The following is a 21,229-nucleotide window of genomic DNA, read 5'->3' on the forward strand; positions in this document are numbered from 1 at the left end:
TTATCAACGGGACACAGCGATGAGTAGTGCAAAGAAAAGTACTGAACGTTTGATTAAGAAATACCCAAATCGCCGTCTTTACGATACCCAGACCAGTTCCTACATTACGCTGACGGACGTTAAACAGCTCGTGCTGGATGCCGAGGAATTCACGGTCGTCGACGCCAAGACCAATGAAGACCTGACCCGCAGCATCCTGCTCCAGATCATCCTGGAAGAAGAGGCGAGCGGCGTTCCGATGTTCTCTACGGATGTACTTGCACAAATCATCCGTTTCTACGGCCATGCAATGCAAGGCATGATGGGTTCTTACCTGGAAAAGAATATCCAGGCATTTACCGATATCCAGCGCAAATTCACGCAAGGCGCTGCAACTTTCGATGGCAAGACTTTCAGCCCCGAAATGTGGACCCAGTTTATGAATGTGCAAGCGCCTATCATGCAGGGCATGATGAATAACTACATCGACCAGTCGAAGAGCCTGTTTGTGCAAATGCAGGAGCAAATGCAAAACCAGAGCAAGAATATCTTCGGCACTTTCCCGTTTGCTGCACCGCCAACAGATAAAAAGTAAGGCCAAAAAGAGGGGCGTCCAGCCCCTCTTTTGCTATAATGGTGGATTGCCCTGAATCATCATCAGCACTCTGCCATGCAATCCAAGCAAATCACCCGCATCACTCCCGCCGACGGCGCACCAGCTCCAAAAGTAGGTTTTGTTTCCCTCGGCTGCCCTAAGGCGCTGGTCGACTCCGAACAGATCCTGACCCAGCTTCGCGCCGAAGGCTATGAAACCGCCAAGTCCTACGACGGCGCCGACCTCGTGATCGTGAACACCTGCGGCTTCATCGACGCCGCCGTGCAGGAATCGCTGGATGCCATCGGCGAAGCGCTGGCTGAAAACGGCAAGGTGATCGTGACCGGCTGCCTGGGCGCCAAGAAGGACAAGGACGGCGACGACATCATCCAGAAGGTGCACCCGAAGGTGCTGGCCGTGACCGGCCCGCATGCCGTGGGCGAGGTGATGGCACAGGTGCATACCCACTTGCCTAAGCCGCACGAGCCGTTCATCGACCTGCTGCCGCCGCAGGGCATCAAGCTGACCCCCAAGCATTACGCTTACCTGAAGATTTCCGAAGGCTGCAACCACCGCTGCTCGTTCTGCATCATCCCTTCGATGCGCGGCGACCTGGTGTCGCGCCCGATCGCTGAACTGATGCTGGAAGCGGAGAACCTGTTCAAGGCCGGCGTGAAGGAACTGCTGGTGATCTCGCAGGATACTTCCGCTTACGGCGTGGACGTGAAGTTCCGCTCCGGTTTCTGGAATGGCCGTCCGGTGAAGACCCATATGACCCAGCTGACCCAAGCTCTGGGCGAGCTGGCCAGGCAGTACGGCGCGTGGGTGCGCCTGCACTATGTTTATCCTTACCCGCACGTGGATGAAATCATTCCGATGATGGGCGACGGCCATGTCCTGCCTTACCTGGACGTTCCGCTGCAGCACGCGCATCCGGATGTGCTGAAGCGCATGAAGCGTCCGGCTTCCGGCGAGAAGAACCTGGAGCGCATCCTGAAATGGCGCGAGATGAATCCTGAGCTGGTGATTCGTTCGACCTTTATCGCCGGTTTCCCTGGCGAGACCGAGGCTGAATTCGAGTACCTGCTGGACTTCCTGAAGGAAGCGCAGATCGACCGCCTGGGTTGCTTCGCATACTCGCCGGTGGAAGGTGCTACTGCGAATGAGCTGGCGAATCCGGTGCCGGATGAAGTGCGCGAAGAGCGCCGCGGCCGCGTGATGCTGCTGCAGGAAGAGATTTCGCGCAACCGGCTGAAGGCCAAGGTTGGCAAGACCGTGAAGGTGCTGATCGATGAGCTGACGCCTAGCGGTGCGATTGGCCGTTCGGCTGCGGATGCGCCGGAGATTGATGGCGTGGTGCACGTCAAGCGTCCGTTTGATCCGAAGAAGAAGCTGGCGGTTGGCCAGTTCTACGATGTTGAGATCACCACTGCCGATGCTCACGACTTGTGGGGTGAAGCGCAGTAAAACCGGTAAACCAGGGTCCGACCCAAGGGTCAGACCCAGTCTGTTCAGCGGCCGCGGGTCAAAAGCGCACAAGCAAACTGATACCGGCTGAGCCGAGAGTGTCAGACCCTTGGGTCTGACACTGGTTTACCGGTTTTGGCTAGAATAGGTGCCATGACCTCCAAAAAGCACCTCCAAACCCAGATCATCCACACGGACTACGTGCCGCCCGAAGGCTTCGCCGCCTTCCCCAGCGCGATCCACCACGCGTCCACGGTCCTGTTCAAGAACGTCGCCGCCATGCGTTCCGGCGACTGGAAAGAAAAGAACGCCTATACCTACGGCCTGCACGGCACGCCCACCACCTTCACCCTCGAAGCGCGCCTGGCTGAAATCGAAGGCGGCCAGCACTGCCTGCTGGCCCCCAGCGGCCTCGCCGCCATCGCCATGTGCGACTTCGCACTGCTGAAATCCGGCGACGATGTGCTGCTGCCCGATAACGTCTACAGTCCCAACCGCGATCTCGGCAAATGGCTGACCGCCGATTTCGGCATCACCGCGCGCTTGTACGACCCCATGATCGGCGCCGGCATCGCAGAGCTGATTCAGCCCAACACACGCCTGATCTGGACCGAAGCCCCCGGCTCTGTATCGATGGAAGTGCCTGACCTGCGCGCGATCTGCGACGCGGCCAAGCAGAAGGGCGTGCTGGTCGCACTCGACAATACCTGGTCCGCCGGCCTGGCCCTGCGCGGTTTCGACCTCGGCGTCGACATCGTGATGCAGGCGCTGACCAAATACCAGTCGGGCGGCTCCGACGTGTTGATGGGTGCCCTGGTCACGCGCGATCCGCTGTTGCACGAGCGCCTCAGCATGGCCCACATGCGCCTGGGCATGGGCGTCAGCGCCGACGATACCTACCTCGTGTTGCGCAACCTGCCGACGTTGAAGATCCGCTTCGAGACCCACGACGCCTCCGCGCGCAAGGTTGCAAGCTGGCTGAAGGCCCGTCCGGAAATCCGCAAAGTGCTGCACCCCGCCTTCGAAGATTGCCCCGGCCACGAAAACTGGAAGCGCGATTTCACTGGCGCGGGTGGCCTGTTCTCCGTGCTGTTCGACGAGAAATTCACTGAAGAGCAAACCGACCGTTTCGTCGACTCGCTCAAACTGTTCGGCATTGGTTACAGCTGGGGCGGCGCGCACAGCCTGTGCATCCCCTATCGCATCCAGGCCATGCGCAAGAACTGGAAAGAGAAGGGCACCCTGGTGCGTTTCAACATCGGCCTCGAAGATCCCGAAGACCTGATCGCCGACATCGAGCGCGCGCTGGCAACCATGTAGCTAGTTAGCTATCTATGCGATTGATCAATACTATGGCGTGCGCGTATTGATCGATCATCTCTACTTGCTTACATTGGTCGGACATCAAGCAGGGGAGACCGTCATGCAAATTCTGAAGATTGCAGCAGGCGCCGTGCTGTGTGGCGCTACGTGTTTGATTTCTGCGGCGCCGCCATCCAGCTATATGCCCGTGGTGGCGAAGGAAGATTTCCAGACTACATTTGAACGGATGAAGGCTGCGCGGGCAGGCCTGATGCGCGAACAGGCGGCTTTTCTTGAGAGCCGGTATGACTTGTCGAACAAGCCGGCGAATGGCGTCACCATGTTTCGCGGTAAGCCGGTGCAAGAGGGGATACGGGTCAAACTGCCGCGCGGGGCCACCTGGGACAAGCTGGGCGCAATGAGCCCGGATGAAATCCGCGAGAAAGGCCTGTACCCGCATGGCTTCCTGCCGCTGCCGCACCCGAATCATCCGGAAGGCGGCATGCTGTTCCCGCAGTTCCACATCGACGAAATCAAGAAACAGGAGCAGCGCGACCTGAATCGCTTCGACCTGGCATTCGATTTCCCTGACCACCTGCTGCCGGAATTCCCGGCGCCGATCTTCCTGACCACGCGTCCCGACCTGGGCGACGTATCGAAGGGCAAGCTGCTGACCATCGACAATTTCCACCAGATGTTCAACGGGATACTGAATCCAAAGCAGCTTGAAGGCCTGCGCCTGTTGCTGACGCCGTTCCCGCAGCAGCAGTTCAACCAGACCGAAGACCGTCGCTCCGAACGTCCGAGCCGCGGCGTAACCTGCTTCGACTGTCACGCGAACGGACACACCAACGCCTCAACCCACCTGGCCGGCGACGCGCGGCCGCAGGCATTCCGGCACCGGATCGATACGCCATCGCTGCGAGGCGTGAACCTGCAACGGCTGTTCGGTTCACAGCGCGCATTGAAATCGGTGGAGGACTTTACGGAATTCGAGCAGCGGGCCGCGTATTTCGACGGCGACCCCGTGATCGCAACCAAGAAGGGCGTGAATGTCCTTGAGCGCGGAAGCCAGGTGCATTTCATGGCCGAGTTCCAGGAACTGCTGGATTTCCCACCTGCGCCCAAGCTGGGCGTGACCGGCAAGCTCGATCCGCGCAAGGCCAATGAACAGGAACTGCGGGGCCAGGCGCTCTTCTTCGGCAAGGCCCAATGCGCCACCTGCCATATGCCGCCGCATTACAGCGACAACATGATGCACAACCTGCACACGGAGCGCTTCTTCAAACCGCACGAAGTGAAGGGCGCGATGATGGTGGGCGACGGCCCGATCAAGACTTTCCCGCTCAGGGGCATCAAGGAATCGCCACCCTATCTGCACGACGGGCGGTTGTTGACGCTCGAGGATACGGTGGAATTCTTCAACCTGATCCTCGAGACGAAAATGACAGCGGCAGAGAAGGCCGACCTGGTGGCCTTCCTGCGCACTTTATGAATTGCCGACAGGGACGTTGTTATTCAGGGCGGTGATGCCGCGAATCAGGCGGTAGATCTTCCACAGCCAGGCTCCGACCCAGACCAGCCAGGCCAGTGGAATGCCGAAAATGGTGATGAAAAGGAGCCAGCCGACGGCGATCCACACCAGGTACCACCAGAACGAGCGGATCATCCAGCCATGGTGGCTGTGGACGAAGGTGCCGGCGCTGTCATCGCGTTTGATGTAGTTCAAGATCAGTGGAATAAAGGACGCGGCCCCGAGCGTGAAGAACACGCTCAGGCCGTGGCCGAGGTAAAGCCAGAAAGCCCAATCCTTGGCGGAACGGGTCTGGTCATCGAAAACGAGTTCTTGTGCCATATCGGCTCCTCACAGTTTGCGACCGTCGTAATGCTGGACAGGGTAGGCGTCCAGTTCGATGTCCTCCAGTACGCGAGCGTTGACGGCAGCCATTTCGCTGCCATTTGGAGCAGTGCCCTCGCCGTAGGTGTGGATGCCGCACTTAGGGCAGAAGCGATGCTTGATCACGTGCTTGTTGAAGACGTAGCTTGCCTGGTCTTCTTCGGGCGTCAGCAGTTTCAGGCTGGTGCGCGGAATGAACCACATCAATGCGCCTTTGCGCTGGCAGATGGAGCAGTTGCAGGCTACCAGCCCTTCGATATCGCCTTCTGCTTCAAATTTCACATTGCCGCAATGGCAGCTTCCCTTGTACAGCATTTTTCTCCTCCGGTTAGAATAATTAGCTTGGCGCTAATGATAATGTAATTGCAAGAGGAGTGGGCAAAATGGCGGGTCCGTTGCAGGGAATTAAAGTTATCGAGATTGGAACGCTGATTGCGGCGCCGTTTGCGGCGCGGCTGATGGCGGAATTCGGGGCGGAAGTGATCAAGATCGAGGCGCCGGGCGAGGGCGATCCGATCCGCAAATGGCGCAAGCTGCATAAAGGAACCTCGCTGTGGTGGTATCTGCAGTCGCGTAACAAGAAGTCCATCTCCATCAACCTGAAGGCGCCGGAGGGCATCGCGCTGGTCAAGCAATTGTGCGCGGATGCCGATGTGCTCATCGAGAACATGAAGCCAGGCGCGCTCGAGAAGCTTGGCCTTGGCTGGGATGTGCTGCATGCGCTGAATCCCAAGCTGACCATGGTGCGCATTTCCGGCTACGGCCAGACCGGCCCGTACAAGGACCGGCCGGGCTTCGGTGCCATTGGTGAGGCGATGGGCGGGATTCGCTATACCACGGGCGAGGCGGGCGGCGTGCCGGCACGCGTGGGCGTAAGCCTTGGCGACTCGCTGGCCTCCTTGCATGCCGTGATGGGGGCGCTGATGTCTGTGCTGCGGGTGAAAATGGGAAATGGCGATGGCCAGGTGGTTGATGTGTCGCTGGTCGAGAGCGTGTTCAACCTGATGGAATCCCTGGTGCCCGAGTACGATCTGCTTGGCCATGTGCGCGAGCGCAGCGGCGGTGCGTTGCCCGGTATCGCACCTTCCAATACTTACCCGACGCGCGACGGTTCGTACGTGGTCATTGCCGGTAACAGCAACCCGATCTACAAGCGCCTGATGCACGCAATCGGCCGCGCCGACATGGCGGAAGACCCCCAATTCGCGCAAAACGACGGCCGCGCGGCGCAGGAAAAGCTGATCGATGCTGCGATCGCCGGCTGGACTTCGGCGCATACGATCGACGAAGTACTGGCAATACTGGAGCGCGCCGAAGTGCCTGCGGGCCGCATCTATTCGGTAAAGGATATCGTCGCCGACCCGCATTACCAGGCGCGCGATATGCTGCTGGATACCGAGTTGCCGGATGGCGTGCATGTGAAGATGCCGGGCATCGTGCCCAAGCTCTCTGAGACGCCTGGCGAAGTGCGCTGGCAGGGACCGACGCTGGGTGAGCACACCGACAGCGTGCTGTCTGTGTTGGGCATGACGACTGCGGAAATTGCCTCGCTACGTCAACGTGGCATCGTAGCGTAACTGACGACCGGATCACCGTTATGTTTACATTATTTCGCACGCCTTCGTGGCCTGGCCAGTCGCTGCTGCGCCGTTGCGGCTACATTGAGTCGAAACTTCCGGCGAGCCCGCTTTATAGCTTTGCACCCGGCGACCTGGTGTTTCGACGAAGTGCCAACCCTGACACTAAGATTACTTCGTAAGCAGTTTTATGAGAAAGCTTAAGGATTCGGTCGGAGTCGTGGCCAAAATCGACTTCATTCGTGGCTACGACGCATATGCCGGGATGCTGGAAGGTACGCCGTACCTGGCACGTCGGTTCCGACTGCTTCAGGAAAAGAAGGTCATGGAAGGGCGGGGCCAATTTGTGTATGGCCTGGAGTTGCTCGAACAGGAAATCGCTGTGCTTCCTAAAGACACTGGACGCTGGGCACCCAACGAACGGTGGTCGGCCAAGCTGGTTTGGGACGAGGATTTCCAGCGTGCGGTGCGGCGCTACGTCATCGTCCATTGGTACCAGGAAGCCGACGATCCGATGCAGCGATTGGCTTATATCGTCGAGTCCATGGCCCTGAATGACTACGGCAATGAAGAAGCTTTTGAGATCGACTAGGCGAGAAGGGGAGACGATTGATCGCAATGAATTCCAACGAGGCTTGTCATCCGCTTCGACTTCCTCCAAACATCCCTGCCGAATTGGAGGGGTACGAGTGGGTGCCTAATACTGTTGGTCAATCTGGGGGGGCGGTCTACCGCCTTTGCGGTAAGGAGGGGACTCCTGACATGTTTTTGAAGTATGGCGAAGGTGTACTCGCAGACGATATAAGTGACGAAATGGCGAGACTACGCTGGCTGGGCGGACATGTGCCCGTGCCGAAAGTCGTGCATTTCGTTCGCACTTCCAATGAGGCATGGCTACTGATGTCTGAGGTGCCCGGAGAAAGCGCCTACCAGGTCATGGCGTCGTGTCCGGATCACCGCATCGCGATCGTCGACGCCATTGCGAAGTTTCTGCGGCGGCTACACGCAATCCCGATCGGTGACTGCCCGTTCACAAGCAATCACGAATATCGACTGCTCCGTGCGCGAGCACGCATCGATGCAAACCTGGTGGACGAAGACGATTTCGATGAGGATCGCGAAGGCTGGACTGCTGAACAGGTTTGGGGTGCCATGCAAAGTCTGCTGCCGCTCGCGCCTGATCCAGTCGTCACCCACGGTGACTTCTCACTGGATAACATTCTCCTGCAGGACGGGAAAGTCGTTGGCTGCATTGACGCCGGCCGGGCCGGCATCGCTGATCGCTACCAGGATCTTGCCATCGCCTGGAATTGTCTTGGAGAGTTCGGCACGCCGCTCCAGAGACGATTTCTGGCGCAATATGGCGTGCACGATCCTGATCCATCAAAACTGCAATTTCATTTGATGCTGGATGAGCTATTTTGAGTCGGACGCAGATCGAAAGCCGGGGTCAGGTCTGGCAATCGGACATCTTTTCCGTAATGCGAAAAGGATGGCGGATTGCCAGACCTGACCCCGACTTTTAATGCGCTAGCAGGTTGAGGATGCCGTCCAGGCCGACGAAGTTGAGGGCGACGTTGGCTTGTTCGCGGACCACGGGCTTGGCGCGGAAGGCGACGGACAGGCCGGAAATGCCCATCATCTTCAGGTCGTTGGCGCCGTCGCCCATGACGATGGCTTGCTCGGGGAGGATGCCGATGGCAGCGCAGACGTGTTCGACGGTGCTGCGCTTGACTGTGGCGTCGACGATCTCGCCGATCACTTTGCCGGTCAGCTTGCCGTCGACGATTTCCAGTTCGTTGGCGCGGGTGAAGTCCAGGCCGAGGCGGGTTTTCAGGCGTTCGGTGAAGAAGGTGAAGCCGCCTGATACCAGCAGGGTTTTCAGGCCGGCGGCTTGCACGGCTTTCAGCATCTCTTCGGCGCCCATCGACAGGCGCAGGCGTTCGTTGTAGACGCGCTCCAGGGCGGAGGCGTCAAGGCCTTCCAGCAGCGCTACGCGGCGGCGCAGGCTTTCGGAGAAATCGAGTTCGCCGCGCATGGCGGCTTCGGTGATTTCGGCGACTTGCGGCTTCAGGCCCTGCATGTCGGCGATTTCGTCGATGCATTCGATGGTGATCAGGGTCGAGTCCATATCCATCGCCACCAGCTTGAATTCGTCCAGGCGGCGCACGCCCATCATGTAGGTGGCGTCGAGCTGGGCTGCCTGGGCTGCGATCTCGATGGTTTGGCGCAGCGCTGGCGTGAAGCTGATTCCTTCGCAGCGCAGGGCGTTGTCGGAAACGGTTACCACGTTTTTCGGCGCAGTCAGGGCGGCAATGCGCTGCAGGCGGGCGGCGCAGTCGCCGACGCCCTGCAGCACAAGGTTCATGGTCATGTCGTTGTTCATGTCAATTGTTTGATGGCGGTCTTGATCTGGTTCACGCGGGCCGCCAGGTCAGGCATGTTCGCTGTGATCTTGAGCTTGTCCTGTCCGTTCAGCTTGATGTGGCGCTGGTTCTGGATCAGGTGGATGATGCGCATCGGGTCGATCGGCGGCTTGGGCATGAACTGCAGGTTGACCGCTTCGGTGTGGGCATCGATCTTGACGATGCCGACGGTCTTGGCGGCGATGCGCAGGCGGTGGGTTTCCACCAGGGCCTTGGCGGAATCGGGCAGTTTGCCGAAGCGGTCGATCAGCTCCTCTTGCAGGTCGTCGATTGCGTTCTGGGTTTCGCAATTGGCCAGGCGTTTGTAGATCGACAGGCGTTCGTGCACGTCGCCGCAGAAGTCCGCTGGTAGCAGGGCTGGCGTGTGCAGGTTGATTTCGGTGGTTGTGGCAAGCGGTGCGGCCAGGTCGGGCTCTTTGCCGGCCTTCAGTGCGCGCACTGCTTCGTTCAGCATGTCGGTGTAGAGCTGGAAGCCGACTTCCAGCATTTCGCCGGACTGGTTTTCGCCCAGCACTTCGCCTGCGCCGCGGATTTCCAGGTCGTGCATCGCGAGGTAGAAGCCGGAGCCCAGTTCTTCCATCTGCTGGATGGCGTCGAGGCGGCGCTGCGCCTGCTTGGTCAGGCCTTGCACGTCGGTCACCAGCAGGTAGGCGTATGCCTGGTGGTGCGAACGGCCCACGCGGCCGCGCAGCTGGTGCAGCTGTGCCAGGCCGAACTTGTCGGCGCGGTGCATGATGATGGTGTTCGCGGTCGGCACGTCGATACCGGTTTCGATAATCGTGGTACAGAGCAGGATGTTGTAGCGCTGCGCCACGAAGTCGCGCATCACTTTTTCCAGGTCGCGTTCGTGCATCTGGCCGTGGGCGACGGCGATGCGCGCTTCGGGCAGCATTTCCGTCAGCTTGGCCAGGCGGTTCTGGATGGTTTCGACTTCGTTGTGCAGGAAGTAGACCTGGCCGCCGCGCTTCAATTCTCGCAGCACGGCTTCGCGGATGATGGAGTCGTTCTCGCTGCGCACAAAAGTCTTGATGGCCAGTCGCTTTTGCGGCGCGGTGGCGATCACGGAGAAGTCGCGCAAGCCTTCCAGCGCCATACCGAGCGTGCGCGGGATCGGCGTGGCGGTCAGGGTCAGCACGTCGACTTCGGCGCGCAGCGATTTCAGCGCTTCCTTCTGGCGCACGCCAAAGCGGTGTTCTTCGTCGATGATGACCAGGCCGAGGCGGTCGAACTTGACGTCGTCCGACAGCAGCTTGTGGGTGCCGATCACGATGTCCAGCGTGCCGTCCTGCATGCCCTTGATGGCGTTGGCGATTTCCTTGCCGGTGCGGAAGCGCGACATTTCGGCGATGCGCACCGGCCAGTCGGCAAAGCGGTCGGCGAAGGTCTGGGCGTGCTGCTCGGCCAGCAGCGTGGTTGGCGCCAGCAGGGCAACCTGCTTTCCGCCCATGACGGCGATGAAGGCCGCGCGCAGCGCCACTTCGGTCTTGCCGAAGCCGACGTCCCCGCATACCAGGCGGTCCATCGGCTTGCCGGAGGTCATATCCTTGATCACGTTGCCGATGGCGGCTGCCTGGTCCGGCGTTTCGTCGAAGCCGAAGCTGTCGGCGAAGCGTTCGTAGTCGTGCGAGGAGTATTCGAACGAGTGGCCCTGGCGCGCGGCGCGGCGGGCGTACAGGTTGAGCAATTCGGCGGCAGTGTCGCGTACCTGTTCGGCGGCTTTGCGCTTGGCCTTGTCCCACTGGCCGGAACCGAGGGTGTGCAGCGGTGCGTCGTCCGGCGAGGCGCCGGAGTAGCGCGAGATCACGTGCAGCTGCGACACCGGCACGTACAGCTTGCTCTCCTTGGCATATTCCAGGTGCAGGAATTCGGTCTCGCCTTCGCCCAGGTCCATGCTGACCAGGCCCATATAACGGCCGATGCCGTGGTTGATGTGTACTACCGGGTCGCCGATCTTGAGTTCGGACAGGTCGCGCACCATCGATTCGACTTGCGTGACCGCTTCCTGTTTCTTGCGGCCGGCGCGGCGGCCGCTGCCGGCATACAGCTCGGTTTCAGTGATAAAGGCGATGCCGTCGTCCAGTTCGAAGCCGGCGTGCAGGGGCGCGACGCCCAGCACCAGCCTGGCGTCGCTGGCCAGGAAGCCGTCGAAGCCTTCGACCAGGGCTGGCGACAGGTCGAACTCGGCGAAGTACTGCTGCAGCGTTTCGCGGCGGCCGTTGGTTTCGGCGCAGATCATCATGCGCCGGCCGGACTGCATCAGGTAGGCGCGCAGGTTGGTCAGCGGGTCGTCCAGGTGGCGGTTGACGGCGATGTTCGGGATCGGCGCCGACAGTTCAGACGACGGCAGCGACATGTCGCGCGAGATGGCAATGCGCGGATGCGGCTTGGCCAGCACGAAGAATTGTTCGTCGCCGAGGAAGATGTCCTGCGGCGGCAGGATAGGGCGCTCGCGGTCGGCCTTCAGGAATTTGTAGCGCGATTCTGTGTCGGCCCAGAAGCGCTTGATGGCGGCGTCGATATCGCCCACCATTGCCACGCTGGCTTCTGCCGGCAGGTAGTCGAAGAAGGTCGCGGTTTCGTCGAAGAACAGCGGCAGGTAGTATTCGATACCGGCGGAGGCGATGCCGCTGCTGATGTCCTTGTAGACCACGGCGCGCGACGGGTCGCCTTCAAAAGTCTCGCGCCAGCGGCTGCGGAAAGCGGTGCGCGATGCTTCGTCCATCGGGAATTCGCGGCCTGGCAGCAGGCGCACTTCCTTGACCGGATACAGCGAGCGCTGGGTGTCGGCGTCGAAAGTGCGGATGGTTTCGATGGTGTCGCCGAACAGGTCCAGGCGGTACGGCAGGGCGGAACCCATCGGGAACAGGTCGATCAGGCCGCCGCGCACGGAATATTCGCCGGGCGACATCACCTGGCTGACGTGGGTGTAGCCGGCCAGGGTCAGTTGCGACTTCAGTTTGGCCTCGTCCAGCGATTCGCCCTGCTTGAAGAAGAAGGTGTAGGCGGCCAGGAAAGAGGGCGGCGCCATGCGCACCAGCGCGGTGGTGGCAGGAATGATGGCCACGTCGCACTGGCCGGTCTGGATCTCATGCAGGGTTGCCAGGCGCTCGGATACCAGGTCCTGGTGCGGCGAGAAGGCGTCGTAAGGCAGGGTTTCCCAGTCGGGCAGAAGGTGGCAGCGCAGGCCGCCATTGGCGAACCAGGGGATTTCGGCCAGCAGGCGCTGGCCGTCGCTGGCCTGGGCCACGACCACGGCCAGCATCTGGCCGCGTGCTTTCAATTCGAGTGCCGTTTGCGCCAGCGCGTAGGCGTCACCGGAGCCGAACAAATTGGGCAACGCGAAGCGGTTGCCGGGCTTGGGAAGTGCTTTTTTGAAGTCGAAGGGCATGCAAACGTGGCGCTAACTGAGGAGACACTAATATGCTGGCCCCACATTATAGTGCAAGCACCTATTCGTAGGCGCCCAGCCGTTTTTGTTCCGATGATGTAAAAAGATTATCACGCAGCTGCTGGATTGCAGCCTGGTTTTCGCCCAGGCCGGCGCTGGCAGCACGGTAGGCGGCGATCCGGCGCAGCCAGGCGGCCTGTTCGCGGTCGAGTTGGGCCAGCCGGTTGGCGGCTTGCGGGTCGAATGCTGCTGCGCGCAGCCGGAAGATATCGTCTTCGCTGGCGCCGCCATTGCGGGCGGCTTCGACCTGCTGTTCCAGGTTCAGCACGCGCTGCGGGGCGGCCCGCTCTTCCTGCAGGGCGGGCGGCAGCTTGCGGTCCAGCTCTGCCAGCTTTTGCCGGCGCTGGGCGGGCGTCAGCGACTTGTCGTCCACCAGTTCCAGGCGGGCGATGGCATCCTGGTCGCGGGCATCGGTATCGCCGAACAGGCCGGCGGCTTCGGCCGGGCTGAAATAGCGCTTGCGCAGCTCCTGCATGGCGAGCAGGCGCTGGCGGGCGGCGGCGGCGAATGCGGTGCCGGCAGCGGGCGCGTTCACGTCCTGGCCTGCCTCGGCCAGGGCGCGTTTGTAGGCCAGGTATTGGCCAAGCAGGCGCCTGGCTTCGGCCGCCGCAGCGGGCTTCAGGCGCCGCGCCAGCTCTTGCTCGATGCCGGCGCGGATGGCCGGCAGCTCCGCTTCGCCCAGCGCGGACAGGTAGTAGTCGAACAGGTGGCGCAATTCGGCGTCGACCTTCAGCGCGTCGCCGGCGGCGCCCAGCCGGCCGTCCGGCTCGGTGCCGGCCATGGAGGGAACGAAGGGGACCGGCGCCGGACCGGTCCCCTGCGGCATAGGCGGCGCGGCGGCCACGGGCGATTGCGCTGGCGGCGTGCTGCCGCCAGTCGCCCAGAGTGCGAGCGCGCCGCTTGCGGCCAGCGCGAATGCCATCAAGCCCGCCCGGCCGCGGGCGCTCACAGGCCCATTCCTTGCAGGCGGTTGGCGTGCTGGCGGAACAGCGTCACCGGGCTGGTCTCGAACAGGTGGGTGATGCCGACCATCTGGTTGACTTCGTCGAGGTGGTTCATCCAGTAGTCGTCGCGGATCACGCGGCCGAGGTGGGATGAGCAGCTCGCGACCAGGCCATCGTTTTTGGCGCCGCCAAAGGCGATCGAAGTGATTGCGAGGAAGGGATCGGCGGGATCGAAGACGTTGGTATAAGGCGTGGCGCCGCTCCAGGAGAAGTAATACACGCCGTTGGCCTGGTGCGCGCCTTCGCCGCAGCTTGTCGTCGGCAGGCCGGCGGGATGGCGGGCATTGAAAGTCGCGGTGCCGGCAGTGCTGAGCGACTGGGCCGCCGCGTAGGCGTCCTGGGGCAGCGGCGGGCTGCCGGAAATCAGGCCGAGGAAGCCGCCCAGCGCGTTGCCGACACTGTAGACCAGGTCCGGGGCCGCGCCCACCAGCACGTCCGCCACCTTCGAGCCCTTGTTCACGCCGCCGATGCTGGTCACCGAGGCCACCAGGTCCGGCCGCACCGAGGCCACATAGCGCGAGGTCGGGCCGCCGTGGCTATGGCCAATCAGGTTGACCTTTTCCGCCCCCGTAGCCGCCAGGATCTGGCGCACCTGGAACAGGAGCTGTTCACCGCGCACTTCCGTGCTGTTGGCCGCCGAAACCGACGTCACATAGACCCGCGCCCCTCCGCTGCGCAGCGCGCCGGGAACGCCGTAAAAGTATTCGAGCGGGCCCAGGCTGTCGAAGCCGAACAGGCCGTGGACCAGGACGATGGGGTAACGGGTTTGCGTGTAGCCGGTTGCGGAAGCGGGGATTGCGACGATTGCGGTGATCGCGATGAACAGTACCGAGAGCAGCTGCCGGACGAACTTCTTCATAAAGCCTCCTGTGCTGATGGGTTGTTGGAGAGCCCAATCTAGCATCGGCGGCGCGGCGCGCGACAACATCGCTGAATTAGCACGGTGGGTTCCTTCAGTGCCAAAGCACTTTGTTGCGTAGAAGGCGCGCGGAAGCGGTATTTCGTTGGCGAAGGGGAATATTTCAGGCCGGGTAAAGCAACAGGATGGCCGTGATGTTATCGCGGCTGCCATCCTGCTTGGCTTTTTCGACCAGGGCGGCACAGGTTTCTGGCAGGTTATCCGGTCCGGCCTGGGACAGCAGCGCGGACAGGGACTCCTGCTCCGAGGCGCCATACAAGCCGTCACTGCACAACAGGTAAAGGTCGCCCGGGGCCGGCTTATGCGAGAACACGTCCGGCCGCACCTCTTCGCCCGGCCCGATCGCCTGCAGCAGCAGGTTGCGCGGCGGCAGGATGCCCTTCATGCCGGCTTCCAGCGCCTGCTGGTACAGGGTCTGGTCGTGCGTAAGCTGGACCAGTTGCCCGTTGCGGTAGCGGTAGATGCGGCTGTCGCCGACGTGGAAAATGAAGGCTGGACCGTCTGCGTGCGGCTGCCACATGCCTGTCAGCGTCGTCCCCATGCCATAGCCATCTGCCAGGCCAGCGGCCGCATTGTTGCGGAACAGGGTGGTGTTGGCAAACAGGACTGCCTCATGCAGCTGGCGCAGCGCCTCGGCATCGCTGCCCGGTACATGCTGGGCGCGCAGGTGCTTCCACACCAGCAGCAAGGCTTCGGTGCTCGCGATGTCGCCGCCGACATGGCCGCCCATGCCGTCGGCGACGGCAACAAGGTGCAAGTCCGGCAGCAGGAGCAGGTTGTCCTGGTTGCTGGGGCGTACAGTGCCGACGTCTGTCAATCCATAGGCCAGGCCCATGGTCATCTGCTGCAATACCGGCGGCGACAGCGGGATCATTTGATTTGCTCCGCAAACTGCAGCACGCGGGCCGGCGGCATCATGCCGAGCTGGCGTGCCACGTCCATGTTGACGAGGTAAGAGTAGCTGCCCGGCGTTTCGATCGGAAGCGCGGCAGCCTTGACGCGATGGTACAGGATCTGGGCCGCTTTATGGGCAGTCAGGCGTCCCACGTTCGCATATCCGGCGACCAGGCCAAACAGGGCGCTGCCGTCGCGCAGCGCCACTTCAGCGGCGGAAAATACCGGCAGGCCAAGCGCCAGGGCGGCTTCCGTGACCAGGATGCGCTGCGAAGCGATGAAACTGTCGGGGCCAATATAAAGCAACTGCGCCCTGTGTTCCGCCAGGTCCGCCAGCAGGTCCGGAATCACGTCGGCGCGCGGCTGCCCTTGCGCGTCCAGCGGAAGCGGATGGGAGGTGAATTCGGCGCCCACCCGCTCTGCTTCGGCGCGCATTTCGCGCATGGCGACCCGTGCGTTCACTTCGTTGGGATTGAAGATTGCTGCGATGCGGTCGAAACGGCGGTAGCTGCGGATGGCGGCCATTTGCTGGCGCGCCGGCACCACGTGGCTGACGCCGGTCAGGTTGCGCCCGGACGAGGCGAGGTTTTGCACCAGCCCGGCCGCGATCGGTGCGGAGACCATGGTGAACACGATGGGAATGTCAAATTCCCGGGCCGCCGCCGCCAAGCTTACCGGCGTGCCCCAGGTGTAGATCAGGTCCGCATGCCAGGCGCGGGCTTCTTCGAGCAGGGCCGGCACGCGAGAGGCGTCCATGTCAACGCTGCGCACCACGAATTCAGGCTGCAGGCGCTTGTCCTTGAACCATTGGAGAAAGCCGGCTTCAACGTCGGTCTCGCCGCGGAACAGGATCATGTAGATGCGCGGGACATGCGGGCTCGCGCTGTGCGCGCAGGCTGCGGGGGCGAAGGCCAGCGCTGCCGCGGCGCCGAGCAGGCGCCGGCGCCGGAACGATGGAGCCCTTTGGCCCGGCATGTTCAAGTACCTGCCGGGGCTTGCTGTTGCGGGACCTGCTGCAGCGCGGGCTGGTTCGGTGGCGCTGGCTGCGTTGGTGCAGCCGGCGCGGCCGGTTGCTGCGGGGCGCCGTCGGCCGGGGCTGGTGGCTCGCCTTCCGCCGGAACGTCGCCCATGTCGATCGCCAGCACGGTCGGGTCGCTGGCATATTCTTCCAGCAGCCAGTCGCCGTTCAACTGCACCACGCCTTCGGGTACCGGACGGTCGAGCGCTGGATGCTTCGGCAGCGCCGAGCGCATATAGTCCATCCAGATCGGCAGCGACAGGGTTGCGCCAAACTCGCGGCCGCCCAGCGACTTCGGATCGTCATAACCCATCCAGGCCACTGCCGCCACGCCGCCCCCGTAGCCGGCGAACCAGCCGTCGAAGGAGTCGCTGGTGGTGCCGGTCTTGCCGGCCAGGTCGGGGCGGCCCAGGCGGCCGGCCGCTGCGCCGGTGCCGCTGCGGGCAACGTCGCGCATCATGCTGTCCATGATGAACACGTTGCGCTCGTCAAGCACGCGCTCGCCGGCAGTGGCCGGCGCGGGCGGCTCGATATCCATGACGAGCACGCCCTTGGCGTCGGTCACGCGGGAGATCAGGTAGGGAGTAGCCTTGTAGCCGCCGTTGGCGAAGACTGCATAGGCGCCCGCCAGTTGCAGCGGCGTGACGGCGCCGGTGCCGAGCGCCATGGTGAAGTTCTTCGAATGGCGCGAGAGGTCGAAGCCGAAGCGGGCCAGGTAGGCGTGCGTGTCGTCCAGGCCAGAGGCGCGCAGGATGCGCACCGAAGGCACGTTCTTCGATGCCGCCAGCGAGCGGCGCATGGTGACCTGGCCGTCGAACTTGCCATCGTCGTTTTGCGGCTTCCACGGCTGTCCGATCGAGCTGCCCGGCAGTTCCAGCGGTTCGTCGGCGATTACCGTGCCGGGACCGAAGCCCTTGGACACTGCAGCGGAGTAGATGAATGGCTTGATCGAGGAACCGGGCTGGCGCCAGGCCTGCGTCACGTGGTTGAACTTTTGCAGGCCGTAGTCGAAGCCGCCGACCATGGCCTGGTAGGCGCCGGTATTGGCATCCAGCGCCACGAAGGCAGCCGCGACCTGCGGCACCTGGGTGATGGCCCAGCCTTTCTTTTCGGTCTGCATGACGCGGATCACCGCGCCGGGACGGATCGCGGAAGCAGGCTTGGCCTTGCTGGACAGTGCGGACGCGGCCAGTTTCAGGCCCTCGCCGCTGATCGACAGCACGTCGCCGTCCGACGTTTCGGCCTTGACCAGGGTAGGGCTGGCTTCCAGCACCACGGCCGGAACCAGGCCGTCGCTGACCACGCGCTTGCCCAGCACCTCGTCGATGGCGTCGCCGCGTTCTTCTTCGTCGGCGGGCAATTCAATATAGGTTTCCGGGCCGCGGTAGCCGTGGCGCTGGTCGTAGGCCAGCACGTTGCGGCGCACGGAGTCGTAGGCCGCTTCCTGGTCGCGCGACTGGATGGTGGTGTAGACGTTGATGCCCTTGGTGTAGCTCTCTTCCTTGAACTGCGCGAAGACAGCCTGGCGCGCCAGTTCGGCCACGTATTCGGCGTGGACGTCGAACTCCTGGCCGCGGTGGTTGATGTGCAGCTGTTCCTTCTTCGCCTTTTCGTACTGGGCTTCGGTAATGTATTCGAGTTCGAACATGCGACGCAGCACCACCTGCTGGCGCGAGCGCGCTTTCTTCGGATTGACGGCAGGGTTGTTGCGCGAAGGGTTTTGCGGCAGGCCTGCCAGCATCGCCGTTTCGGCGATCGACAATTCCTTCAGCGATTTGCCGAAGTAAGCCTGGGCGGCGCTGGCGAAGCCATAGGAGCGCTGGCCCAGGTAGATATTGTTCATGTACAGCTCGAGGATCTTGTCCTTGTCCAGCGCATCCTCGATGCGGTAGGCGAGCATGGCCTCGGCCAGCTTGCGGGAGATGAATTTGTCCTTGCTGAGATAGAAGTCGCGCGCCACCTGCATGGTGATCGTCGAGCCGCCCTGGCGGAAGCTGCCGCGCAAGTTGGCGCGGGCGGCGCCCAGCACGCGCTTCCAGTCAATGCCGCCGTGTTCATAGAAGCGCGAGTCTTCAATTGCCAGCACGGCCTTCTTCATCAGCTCCGGCACCTGGTCGATCGGCGTGAAGTCGCGGTGTTCCTCGCCGAATTCGCCGATCAGCACCTTGTCTGCCGTGTAGATGCGCAGCGGGATCTTGGGGCGGTAATCTGTGACCGCTTCCAGCGTTGGCAGGTTGGGGCGGATCACGAAGGCGGCATAGCAGGCCAGGGCGATGCCGCCGGCCAGGGCGACGAGGCCTGCGCCGATGCTGGCGCGGATGACGTTACGGCGGTTCAGCCAGGAAGGACGATTGATCAAATCAGCTCTCTCGATTGCTAAGTCGGGGCATTATAGACTACTCGATAGTTGGTACTTCATTGCTATTTATGCCATAGTCCTAGGTGTTTTAGTCTAAAAGGATTCACGTGTTCCGTCCCTATATCCCCGACGAGGCGCGGCTGCCGGAAATGACGTTCCGCGCCTTGTTCCTCGGAACCTTGCTGGGCATGGTGTTTGGCGCTTCTTCGTTGTACCTGGTCCTCAAGGTGGGCCTGACCGTCAGCGCTTCGATTCCCGTCGCAGTCATTGCAATCACTTTCTTCGGCCTGGCCAAAAAACTGGGCGGCAAGGATGCCAGCATCCTGGAAAACAGCATCGCGCAGACCGCCGGTTCTGCCGGCGAATCGATTGCGTTCGGCCTGGGCGTGACCATGCCGGCCATCCTGATCCTGGGCTTTGAACTGGAAATCTGGCGCGTCATGCTGGTGGGCGTGCTGGGCGGCCTGCTGGGCATCCTCATGATGATTCCGATGCGCCGCACCATGATCGTGGACCAGCACCACGAGCTGAAGTTCCCCGAGGGGACCGCTTGCGCCGAGGTGCTGAAGGCCGCGGCCAGCGATTCCTCGCGCCAGGCGGCCGGTGAACCGGTGCAGGGCGAGTCCGACGCGGCGCGCGACGCACGCCGCCGCGCACGGCTGATCTTCGGCGGCTTTGGCATCGGGCTGCTGTACAAGGCGCTCAACGTGTCCTTCAAAGGCTGGAAGGACACGCCGGAAGTCGTGCTGGGCGCGCCGCTGAAGGGCGGTTCGATCGGCGCCGAAGTGTCGCCGGAGCTGCTGGGCGTGGGCTACATCATCGGCCCCCGCATTGCACTGACCATGACAGCGGGCGGCGTGCTGTCCTACCTGCTGCTGATCCCGATGATCAGGTTCTTCGGCGACCCGCTCACCACCATCCTGGCGCCGGCCACCATGCTCATTTCCGACATGGGGCCGGACGATGTGCGCGGCGCCTATATCCTGTACATCGGCGCCGGTGCTGTGGCGGCGGGCGGCCTGATCGCGCTGCTGCGTGCAATGCCGATGATCTGGCGCAGCCTGGCGGCCGGCCTGTCCGGCGTGGGCAAGGGCAGCAAAGCCGACGCTACACGCCGCACCGAGCAGGATATCCCGATGAAGTGGGTGGTGCTGGGTTGCCTGGGCCTGATCGCGGTGATTACGGCGTCCGCGCCGCTGCATATGAATTTGCTGGGCGCCTTGCTGATCCTGGTGTTCGGCTTCCTGTTCTCCACGGTTTCCTCGCGCCTGACCGGCGAGATCGGTTCTTCTTCCAACCCGACCTCCGGCATGGCGGTGGCGACGCTGCTGTTTACCTGCCTGATTTTCCTGATGGTCGGCTGGACCGGCGGCCAGTATTACGTCACGGCGCTGTCGGTGGGGGCGATCGTCTGCATCGCCTCGGCCAACGCCGGCACGGTGTCGCAAGACCTGAAGACCGGCTTCCTGGTCGGTTCCACGCCGCGCCTGCAGCAGTACGCCATGCTGGTCGGCTCGCTGGCATCGGCCCTGCTGCTCGGTCCCATCCTGCTGCAACTGAATAATTCCAGCACGGTCTATGTGCCGGCGGCCCAGGTTGCGCCGGGACTGGCGACCGATGCCTCGCGGCTCACGGCGAGCGCGCGCCTGGAGGGGCCGCAGGCGGCCGGCGACAGCACTACCTACAAGGTGTGGCAGAAGCCGGATGCGCAAGGCGGGCCGGAGGGCAAATACCTGGTCGCGCCGGACGGCAAGGCGGTCTGGTTCGTCGATCCGGGCATCAACGGCACGCACCACAAGCGCCCGGACGGCACCGAGGTGCGCAAATACGATGCGCCGAAGGCGGTGCTGGTGTCGTACATTATCAAGGGCATCCTCGACCAGCAACTGCCCTGGACGCTGGTGATGCTGGGCGTGATGATTGCGTTGGTGCTGGAGATGTCGGGCGTGCAGTCGCTGTCGTTTGCCGTGGGCGTGTACCTGCCGCTGTCGGCCACGCTGCCGATTGCGGTGGGCGGCGTGCTGCGCTGGCTGGCCGACCGCCGCAACAACAGGCTGCCGCAATATGCAGGCATGAACGAGGAAGAGCTGCAGGCGGCTGGCGACCGCAGCGAAGGCGTGCTGCTGGCCTCCGGCTACATCGCCGGCGGCGCCCTGGCCGGCATTGTGATCGCCATCACGGCAGGCGTGATGCCCAATTTCGATGCCGCGGTGACCGCGTGGGCCGAAAACAGCAATCCTTTCTTCAGCGGACCGGCGGCCGATTTGCTGTCCTTGCTGCCTTATGCTGTAATCATGGCGCTGCTCCTGTGGGCGGCGCGAGAAAAATCCACACCTTAAAGGAG

17 protein-coding genes are annotated in these 21,229 nt (G+C 62.6%); 8 read left to right on the plus strand and 9 right to left on the minus strand.

Annotated features, from left to right (window positions below; genetic code table 11):
* Nucleotides 1-19: 19 nt before the first annotated feature.
* The 4 genes from phaR (at nt 20) to ACN9M3_RS15530 (ending at nt 4,838) form a co-directional block, all read left to right on the plus strand.
* Nucleotides 20-574, plus strand: coding sequence for a polyhydroxyalkanoate synthesis repressor PhaR (gene phaR / locus ACN9M3_RS15515; RefSeq protein WP_426172021.1), 555 nt, complete (start codon nt 20-22; stop codon nt 572-574).
* Nucleotides 575-649: 75 nt separating this feature from the next.
* The gene (gene rimO / locus ACN9M3_RS15520) at nt 650-2,041 is read left to right on the plus strand and encodes a 30S ribosomal protein S12 methylthiotransferase RimO (RefSeq protein ID WP_426323622.1); all 1,392 of its coding nucleotides are present in this window, start codon (nt 650-652) and stop codon (nt 2,039-2,041) included.
* 153 nt (nt 2,042-2,194) lie between these two features.
* Nucleotides 2,195-3,361, plus strand: coding sequence for a cystathionine beta-lyase (locus ACN9M3_RS15525; RefSeq protein WP_426323624.1), 1,167 nt, complete (start codon nt 2,195-2,197; stop codon nt 3,359-3,361).
* A 103-nt stretch (nt 3,362-3,464) separates the two neighbouring features.
* Nucleotides 3,465-4,838, plus strand: coding sequence for a hypothetical protein (locus ACN9M3_RS15530; RefSeq protein ID WP_426323626.1), 1,374 nt, complete (start codon nt 3,465-3,467; stop codon nt 4,836-4,838).
* Here ACN9M3_RS15530 and ACN9M3_RS15535 read toward each other — a convergent pair.
* Together ACN9M3_RS15535 and ACN9M3_RS15540 are read right to left on the minus strand one after the other, a co-directional pair.
* Nucleotides 4,833-5,198, minus strand: coding sequence for a DUF4870 family protein (locus ACN9M3_RS15535; RefSeq protein WP_426172028.1), 366 nt, complete (start codon nt 5,196-5,198; stop codon nt 4,833-4,835). The two genes, ACN9M3_RS15530 and ACN9M3_RS15535, sit on opposite strands and share 6 nt — an antisense overlap.
* Nucleotides 5,199-5,207: 9 nt before the next feature.
* On the minus strand, nt 5,208-5,555 hold the full coding sequence (locus tag ACN9M3_RS15540) for a GFA family protein (protein WP_426323628.1): 348 nt from the start codon (nt 5,553-5,555) through the stop codon (nt 5,208-5,210).
* 68 nt (nt 5,556-5,623) lie between these two features.
* Here ACN9M3_RS15540 and ACN9M3_RS15545 point away from each other — a divergent pair, with 68 nt between their 5' ends.
* The 3 genes from ACN9M3_RS15545 (at nt 5,624) to ACN9M3_RS15555 (ending at nt 8,242) form a co-directional block, all read left to right on the plus strand.
* Nucleotides 5,624-6,817, plus strand: a complete 1,194-nt coding sequence (locus ACN9M3_RS15545) for a CaiB/BaiF CoA transferase family protein (protein WP_426323630.1) — start codon at nt 5,624-5,626, stop codon at nt 6,815-6,817.
* A gap of 220 nt (nt 6,818-7,037) precedes the next feature.
* Nucleotides 7,038-7,409 (plus strand): hypothetical protein, encoded by a 372-nt coding sequence (locus tag ACN9M3_RS15550; RefSeq protein WP_426323632.1) that lies wholly within the window; start codon nt 7,038-7,040, stop codon nt 7,407-7,409.
* A gap of 26 nt (nt 7,410-7,435) precedes the next feature.
* Entirely contained in the window at nt 7,436-8,242 is an 807-nt protein-coding gene (locus tag ACN9M3_RS15555) for an APH(3')-I family aminoglycoside O-phosphotransferase (protein WP_426323634.1), read from the plus strand.
* Between the two features lie 97 nt (nt 8,243-8,339).
* Here the strand turns inward: ACN9M3_RS15555 and serB are convergent, their stop codons facing one another.
* From serB to ACN9M3_RS15590, 7 genes are all read right to left on the minus strand, one after another.
* On the minus strand, nt 8,340-9,185 hold the full coding sequence (serB, locus tag ACN9M3_RS15560; protein WP_426323764.1) for a phosphoserine phosphatase SerB: 846 nt from the start codon (nt 9,183-9,185) through the stop codon (nt 8,340-8,342).
* 14 nt (nt 9,186-9,199) lie between these two features.
* Entirely contained in the window at nt 9,200-12,631 is a 3,432-nt protein-coding gene (gene mfd, locus ACN9M3_RS15565; protein ID WP_426323636.1) for a transcription-repair coupling factor, read from the minus strand.
* Between the two features lie 61 nt (nt 12,632-12,692).
* Nucleotides 12,693-13,640 (minus strand): lipase secretion chaperone, encoded by a 948-nt coding sequence (locus tag ACN9M3_RS15570; protein WP_426323638.1) that lies wholly within the window; start codon nt 13,638-13,640, stop codon nt 12,693-12,695.
* Nucleotides 13,637-14,554 carry an esterase/lipase family protein gene (locus ACN9M3_RS15575; protein WP_426323640.1) on the minus strand — a complete coding sequence of 306 codons (918 nt, stop codon included), beginning with the start codon at nt 14,552-14,554 and terminating at the stop codon, nt 13,637-13,639. Before ACN9M3_RS15575 ends, ACN9M3_RS15570 begins: the two co-directional genes overlap by 4 nt.
* Before the next feature lie 163 nt (nt 14,555-14,717).
* Nucleotides 14,718-15,488, minus strand: coding sequence for a PP2C family protein-serine/threonine phosphatase (locus tag ACN9M3_RS15580; protein WP_426323642.1), 771 nt, complete (start codon nt 15,486-15,488; stop codon nt 14,718-14,720).
* A complete protein-coding gene (locus ACN9M3_RS15585; protein WP_426323644.1) occupies nt 15,485-16,483 on the minus strand; it encodes an ABC transporter substrate-binding protein in 999 nt (332 codons plus the stop codon). Before ACN9M3_RS15585 ends, ACN9M3_RS15580 begins: the two co-directional genes overlap by 4 nt.
* 2 nt (nt 16,484-16,485) lie before the next feature.
* Nucleotides 16,486-18,885: a penicillin-binding protein 1A gene (locus ACN9M3_RS15590; RefSeq protein ID WP_426323646.1), complete on the minus strand. Its 2,400-nt coding sequence runs from the start codon at nt 18,883-18,885 to the stop codon at nt 16,486-16,488.
* 107 nt (nt 18,886-18,992) lie between these two features.
* On the opposite strand from ACN9M3_RS15590, the gene ACN9M3_RS15595 reads away from it, so the two are divergent.
* Nucleotides 18,993-21,224, plus strand: coding sequence for an OPT family oligopeptide transporter (locus ACN9M3_RS15595; protein ID WP_426323648.1), 2,232 nt, complete (start codon nt 18,993-18,995; stop codon nt 21,222-21,224).
* Nucleotides 21,225-21,229: the final 5 nt, after the last annotated feature.

This window comes from Pseudoduganella sp. R-43 (assembly GCF_049913255.1).
GTDB lineage: Bacteria > Pseudomonadota > Gammaproteobacteria > Burkholderiales > Burkholderiaceae_D > Rugamonas.